Genomic DNA, 6,112 nt, shown 5'->3' with positions numbered 1-6,112 from the left:
ATCGCCGAACGAGCGCGACAGAACCCAAGACACCCCGCGGGATCGCATCCCAATCAGCAAAGTCTCTTCTCTTCAACAACATAGACAGATGGGTGTTCTGATGCGCAGTTGTAGTAGCAGCGCCATGCTTCGATGATGATCTTAGCCTCGGCGAGGCTGTAGAAGATTTCACCGTTGAGGAGTTCGTCGCGCAGCTTCGAGTTGAAGCTCTCGCAGTAGCCGTTCTCCCAGGGGCTTCCGGGTTCGATGAAGGCGGTCCTTGCGCCGACTGCGACGATCCACTCCCGCACGGCTTTGGCGATGAACTCCGGGCCGTTGTCGGAACGAACATGGCCCGGCACACCGCGCAGGATGAACAGGTCCGACAGAGCGTCGATGACGTCGGTGGAGCTGAGCTTGCGATCGGTACGGATCGCCAGACACTCCCGGGTGAACTCGTCGATGATATTGAGCATGCGGAACTTCCTGCCATCGTGGGTCCGGCCCTCGACGAAGTCATAGGACCAGACATGATTGGGGTGCTCCGGCCGAAGCCGGATGCATGACCCGTCATTCAGCCAGAGACGCCTTCTTTTGGGTTGCTTCTGGGGGACCTTCAGCCCCTCCCGCCGCCAGATGCGTTCGACGCGTTTGGCATTCACCGTCCAGCCCTCTGATCGCAACATCGCGGTGATCCTGCGATAGCCATAGCGGCCATACCGAGAAGCCAGCCGGACGATGTCGGCGGTCAATGCCTCGTCGTCCTTTCGACCTCTGGGCTTCTTGCGGTGGGTCGAACGATGCTGGCCCAGAACCTTGCAGGCAAAGCGCTCCGAGATGGAGAACTTCGCCATGACATGGTCGACGCAGCGGCGACGGCGGGAAGGGCTCAGAAGTTTCCCGAGGCAGCCTCTTTCAAGATCAGCTTCTCGAGCGTCAGGTCCGACACCGCCTTGCGCAGCCGGCTGTTCTCTTTCTCCAGCTCCTTGAGGCGCTTCACCTGATCGCCTTTCAGGCCACCGAACCTCCTTGCGCCAACGATAATACGTAAACTGCGTCACACCGATCGAGCGAACTGCTTCTCCGACCGAGCGGCCTTGTGAAACAAAACATCGACCTGGCGCAGCTTTGCGACGATCTCTTCGGGCTTGTGCTTCTTCTGGGGCATTCCAACGTCCTCTCCAAGGCTCAATAGCCTACTTCAGGGAGGACCACTTTTCAGGGGGCAGACCAGTCCCTGATTGCCTATGCAAGCAACGTGAATTCAAGTCTGAGGTCGCGCTGATCTACACGGGGTCCGAAAGGCCTTATTGCGCCCCCTTCAGGACCTCGCGAAGCGACGCTGCGAGGCGCTCATATTCCTCGGGCTTCGTCTCTTTGAGAGTAGCCAGGTCCGCCACAATGCGGTCGAGGCGTCGGGCTGCAGCTTGTGCCTTGATGTCATTGATCTCGCGATGGATCTTGGTGAATTCTTCGAAAGCCGTCGCATCCTGCTTCTCCTTCGGCAGGTCGACGATGAGAATAGCAAGAGCGTCCATGACGCGGCCCAGCTGACGACCGTAGCTCTGTGCGGCGACAACCTCTCGTTCGGTATCAGGCGCGCTTGAATTCTGCTCGTTGATGTTGGTAACGCTACCAAACACCCATCCGGGCAGTATGGGCTGCACGAAATTCCGGGGCGCCGCAAAGAAATCCAGAGGATTTGGCATGCTGCCCTTCATCCAGAATGGCCAGTCCCACCTCGGCGGATTCTTAGACTGAGAGTCGCTGCTCATGAGGTGGCTTCCTTCCGGCGAAGTCGACAGGGGACGATGTTGGATGTGGTCGCAAGTCGAATGTAGGCTGAGAGATCATGCCCCACTGTGAAGGATTTCATATCAAACGCAGTAATAGTGAGCTATGTGCGAGCTTTGGTTGGTCGTGTGTAGCATGAGGCTTTACTCGCCAGCCGCATCAGAACTTTCGGACGCAATCGCTCTAAAGAGATATCTACTACACCCTCAACCGGCGACTACGCGAGCGACTTGGGTACCCTCAACGGCGCAGTGAAAATGACCGGATTTTACCCGCGATATCTGTGTTGAGGCCTATCCGAACCTACAGCAAACAATCAACAATGCCTACAATGACCGGAGGCAGCGAAATCGCGCTACGGATGAAGTTGCTTTTGCTGCAAGCGCAAGCGCGTGTCGAGACAGTAGCCGACTGAAATCGCCCGAAGCACAAGCGCCCGGAAGCTCCGCTATAGAGCTGTCTGCGAAGTCAAATTTTCGCCCGCAAACCACTTTCCCCCCCATGGACGCGGTCTCGCAACATGCGAGCTCTGCTTCAAAATGGTGTCAGTCCAATCTCTCGCAAATCCGTTCTTGACACGCTCACTAACTTACAAACCTGCGCCCTTAGAGATCGCGTCTGAGAAGGAGCGATCGACGATTTCATCGACACTAAGCTTTCGCTTGATAAGACCCCAGCGGAAATAGAGGTCGATAGTGCTTTGCTCGTCCCTCGTCACGCTATCGTCGATTGGCGCAATGCGCACTTTTGCCCGCGACAGCCAATTCAGCGGCACCACAGTTGGGATATTCATCAACCTGCCCCACGTCTCGGCGTAGCGGTTGGGATTGGTGAGCGACCAGGCCCTCGCAGCCGCAAGCCGACGGATGAAGTCGGTCGCGCGCCCACACAGGACGTCGCGATAGCCATCGTCGAAGTCGCCGGCGAAACTGTCGATCAGCCGCGCATTCACCACGAGCCGCGCCTCGATGCCGCCGACGACCTCCTGCACGAGCGCAAGGGTCGCAAGCGGCGCGCCGAGGCTGGAAGGCACGCGTTGCCGGACGAACTCGATTAGCCAGTCGCGCGCGGCGCGCGCGATGCCGTCATAGAATCGCGGCAATAAAACGGTGTGCGTGGCAGCTTGCGAGACGTCCAGCCCGCGCCAATCCGCAGGTCTGCGCACGTCGATCTCGTGATCAAGCGGGAGGACGACATCGTCAAAAACGACGTCGTGGCTGCCGGAGGCGCGCAGGCCAAGATGATCCCAGGTCTCGACGATGCGTGTGCCTGGCAGGCCCGCCGTCACCAGAAACTGACCAACTCTAGGCTCGGGCTCGTCTGTCCGGGCCCACACCAGGTTCCATTTCAGGATCGGCGCGCCGGTCGAATAGATCTTGCGGCCGGTGCGCCACCCGGTCTCGGTGCGCCGCGCGACGGTCGCGGGAAGGCCACCGCGCGCGGGCGAGCCGAGCTCGGGCTCGACGCGCAGCGCGTTGATCAAGGCGAGGCCTTCCACGGTCTCGCGCGCAAGCTTGCGCGCCAGCCGGGCCGGCCAGGCCGGGCTGCGGGCCATCACCAGGTGATTGATGCAGTGCATCGACAGCACCAGCGCGGTCGACGGACCGGCTTGGCCGATGATGCCGACGATGCGGGAGGCATCTCTTACGCCGGCGCCGGCGCCGCCGAGTGCGGCCGGCACCGTCAGCGACAGCAGACCGGCCTCCGAGAGCTCCCTGAAGTTCTCAAAGTGAAGCTGCCGTCGCGGTCATGCGCTGCCGCGCGCCCGGAGAAGGTCGCGGCAAGGCTTTGCGCGCGCGCGAAATAATCGGCCGCGGCCGGGACCGCCCTTTCCCGCGCGGCCGGGCTCCCTGAAGACGTCACCATGTGGCATCTAACCCCAAGAGGCCGAGGATCTGGCGGCGCAGATCCGCGAGATAAGGATCGCCGCGATGGCGCGGATAGGGCCAGTCGACCTGGATGTCGGCCTTGACCCGTGCCGGTCGGTCGCTGAAGACGATGACGCGGTTGGCGAGCACCAACGCTTCCTCAGCATCATGCGTCACCAAGAGCGTCGTAAAGCCCTTGCGCTGCCAGAGTGAGACGAGCTCGGCCTGCATGGTAATGCGGGTGAGCGAGTCGGGTTTGCCGAGCAGCTCGTCGAGGATCAGGATTTTTGGATCGTTGACCAGCGCGCGGGCAAGCGCGACGCGTTGCGCCATGCCGCCGGAGAGCTGATGCGGATAAGCATTGCGGAAGGAGGCAAGTCCGACGAGATCGAGCGCGCCATCGACGCGCTGGCGCTGGCTCTTGAGGATACCCTGGGCCTCCAGCCCGAGCGCGACATTGTCCCAGACCGAGCGCCAGGGAAACAGCGTCGGGTCCTGAAACACGACGACGCGCGACGGATGTGGGCGGGTAATGCGGGTCTCGTCTTCGCGCAGCGTTCCGGCCCTGGGCTTGTCGAGGGCTGCGTCCTATTATGATCGCGGACCTCTGACCATTGCGCAGACGAAGATTGCGACCGGCGATCTCCCTGAGCTATCCAAGATCAAGATCGTGGACTGATACGGCGCGAATTGGAAGGACGGCCACGAGTCTTTTGAGTTGGAGCCGAGCTGACTCTGGATCGGCGCTTTCCCTTCCCGGACGTCTTCCAAGGCCCGCACCCCCGTGGCCAAACTCTCGAAGCTGATGAAGCGCTCCGAAGGCTCATTGAGACAGAAGGCTCGCAGCCTTGGAGTTGGGCTGGGCCATCAGCGTTGAACGAAAAGGCCCCGGCGTGCTCACTCGCCGGGGACCTTCTACGCATTCGCGCCATTTCCCGCTTACACCAGTCGGCTCGCGCCCAAGGTGTTGGCGATCGAGCGTCGGCGAAGTAACATGCGCAAGCGAACTCGCATTTTCTAAGGTGAGTCGGCTCCGTGCACGACCATCATCGCCGACTCGCGAGCTCGGTAGCATCAGGGCATCTAGAAAAACCTAGCCTCTACTCACAGCGTTGACGCCGCTGCCACGATTTCGCCTCTGGGCGACCGGCTAATTCATCAGTGTCATGCAGCGATTCGCGTGAGGCATTGGGATGCCCGACTTGACGCGCTGGAACAGGCTAGCTCGCAGGGAGCAGTGAATTGTCATTAAGCTGTTCGGCGGAGGTTCCACGCATGGCGACAGCCTGATTGAGACGGTCAACCTCATGCGGCTGGGTCTCGTCACTAAGAACGGTTTAACCTCGGCCGGCCTTGAGGTCTTCGTCGCTGCTTTCAAAGCGCAACGTGACGCGCGTCAGCGGGAATTGCTGGCGTAAATCGCGCGGCGCTACCAGAACGGCAAGCCGGCTGCAAATCTCTCTACGTACCATGGACAGCGATTGGGCGCGACAGAAACAGGATCGCGTTAAAAGCGCTCGACCTGTCGAAATCCGCGGTGCCCCAAATAAGTGGCGGCAGTCGGCGGGCAATAGCATCGGCAGTGACGCGCGAACGACTGGAGCGCTCCACCCTTGTTCGGCATCCGCCGCCGAACCGGGAGTGGTTCCGGTTGACAGCAAACATGAGACAGGCCAGGTGAGGCGTTGTGAGTCCGTCCCAAGTAGAAAAACCCCGGCATGGCTGCAGAGGTTTTCGCATTTCGTGGTTCGGCGTGACGCGGCTGGATCAGAAGTCCATGCCCCCATGCCGCCCATGCCGCCGCAGCCAGGCGTCGGCCCAATGCTTCGACAAACGACTCATATCGCTCGCGTCCTTTCGCCTGGGCTGCTGGTTGTGCCGTGTCAGGCAAAGGCGGAGTCGCCGTGAGCCAAAACCGGACGAACAGGGCTAGCGCCTCGTTCGGAATCGTAACGTGGCGTTCAAGGCGTTCGAACTGGCGGGTCAGACGGTCCAAACGCCGGCTGAGCGCTGCCTCCATTCGCTCCGAATTGTCTGGCGACAGAAACGTCGACAGCGCCGTCTCCACAACGAGCGCCTGAGCCACCCGCTTGCGGCTGGCATAGTCAGCAAGCTGAACAGCGAGGTCCGGCGGCAGACGAAACGTATGCTTGGTGCGCATGCTCTCTGCTCAGAGATCGAGACCGTCACCCGGATCCATTGCGGCTTGACGCGCAACGCTAGAGGCCTGTTTGCGAAGAACGCCGGCGCGCTGGACCTCGTCGTCACCTTCCTCATCGGCAACTGCCCTTTCCGTGCTGCGGTTCATCTCCACCTCTTCGTGCTGGCCGAGCTCCGGTTCTCACCGACGAGCGGAAGTACTTCGTCTCGGAAGCGTCAGTCTATCGGCTGCTGAAGGCGCATGACCTGATCACCAGTCCGGCCTATGTGGTGATCAAGGCCGCGGACGAGTTCAAGGACAAGACCACCGC

Annotated in this window: 2 protein-coding genes and 3 pseudogenes; all 5 read right to left on the bottom strand. The window is 60.9% G+C overall.

What is annotated here, in order from left to right; translation table 11 throughout:
* Window positions 1-53: 53 nt before the first annotated feature.
* The gene (locus AC630_RS21625; protein ID WP_245330477.1) at window positions 54-1,040 is read right to left on the bottom strand and encodes an IS3 family transposase; all 987 of its coding nucleotides are present in this window, start codon (window positions 1,038-1,040) and stop codon (window positions 54-56) included.
* A 246-nt stretch (window positions 1,041-1,286) separates the two neighbouring features.
* Entirely contained in the window at window positions 1,287-1,754 is a 468-nt protein-coding gene (locus tag AC630_RS21615; protein WP_143198205.1) for a hypothetical protein, read from the bottom strand.
* Window positions 1,755-2,677: 923 nt separating this feature from the next.
* Window positions 2,678-3,639, bottom strand: a pseudogene (locus AC630_RS21610) (acyl-CoA dehydrogenase family protein); the annotation flags it as partial.
* Window positions 3,633-4,226 (bottom strand): annotated as a pseudogene (locus AC630_RS21605) (ABC transporter ATP-binding protein); the annotation flags it as partial. The pseudogenes AC630_RS21605 and AC630_RS21610, both read right to left, overlap by 7 nt.
* 1,219 nt (window positions 4,227-5,445) lie before the next feature.
* Window positions 5,446-5,802 (bottom strand): annotated as a pseudogene (locus tag AC630_RS47135) (CopG family transcriptional regulator); the annotation flags it as partial.
* Window positions 5,803-6,112 lie beyond the last annotated feature (310 nt).

This window comes from Bradyrhizobium sp. AS23.2, from assembly GCF_001908185.1.
GTDB lineage: Bacteria > Pseudomonadota > Alphaproteobacteria > Rhizobiales > Xanthobacteraceae > Bradyrhizobium.
Note: the sequence above shows the minus strand (reverse complement) of the source record. Positions and strands in the feature narration are given on the sequence as shown.

What these genes read in the sequence shown, in the direction of transcription:
- AC630_RS21615 (WP_143198205.1), bottom strand. Translation starts at nt 1,754, where the DNA reads ATGAGCAGCGACTCTCAGTCTAAGAATCCGCCGAGGTGGGACTGGCCA.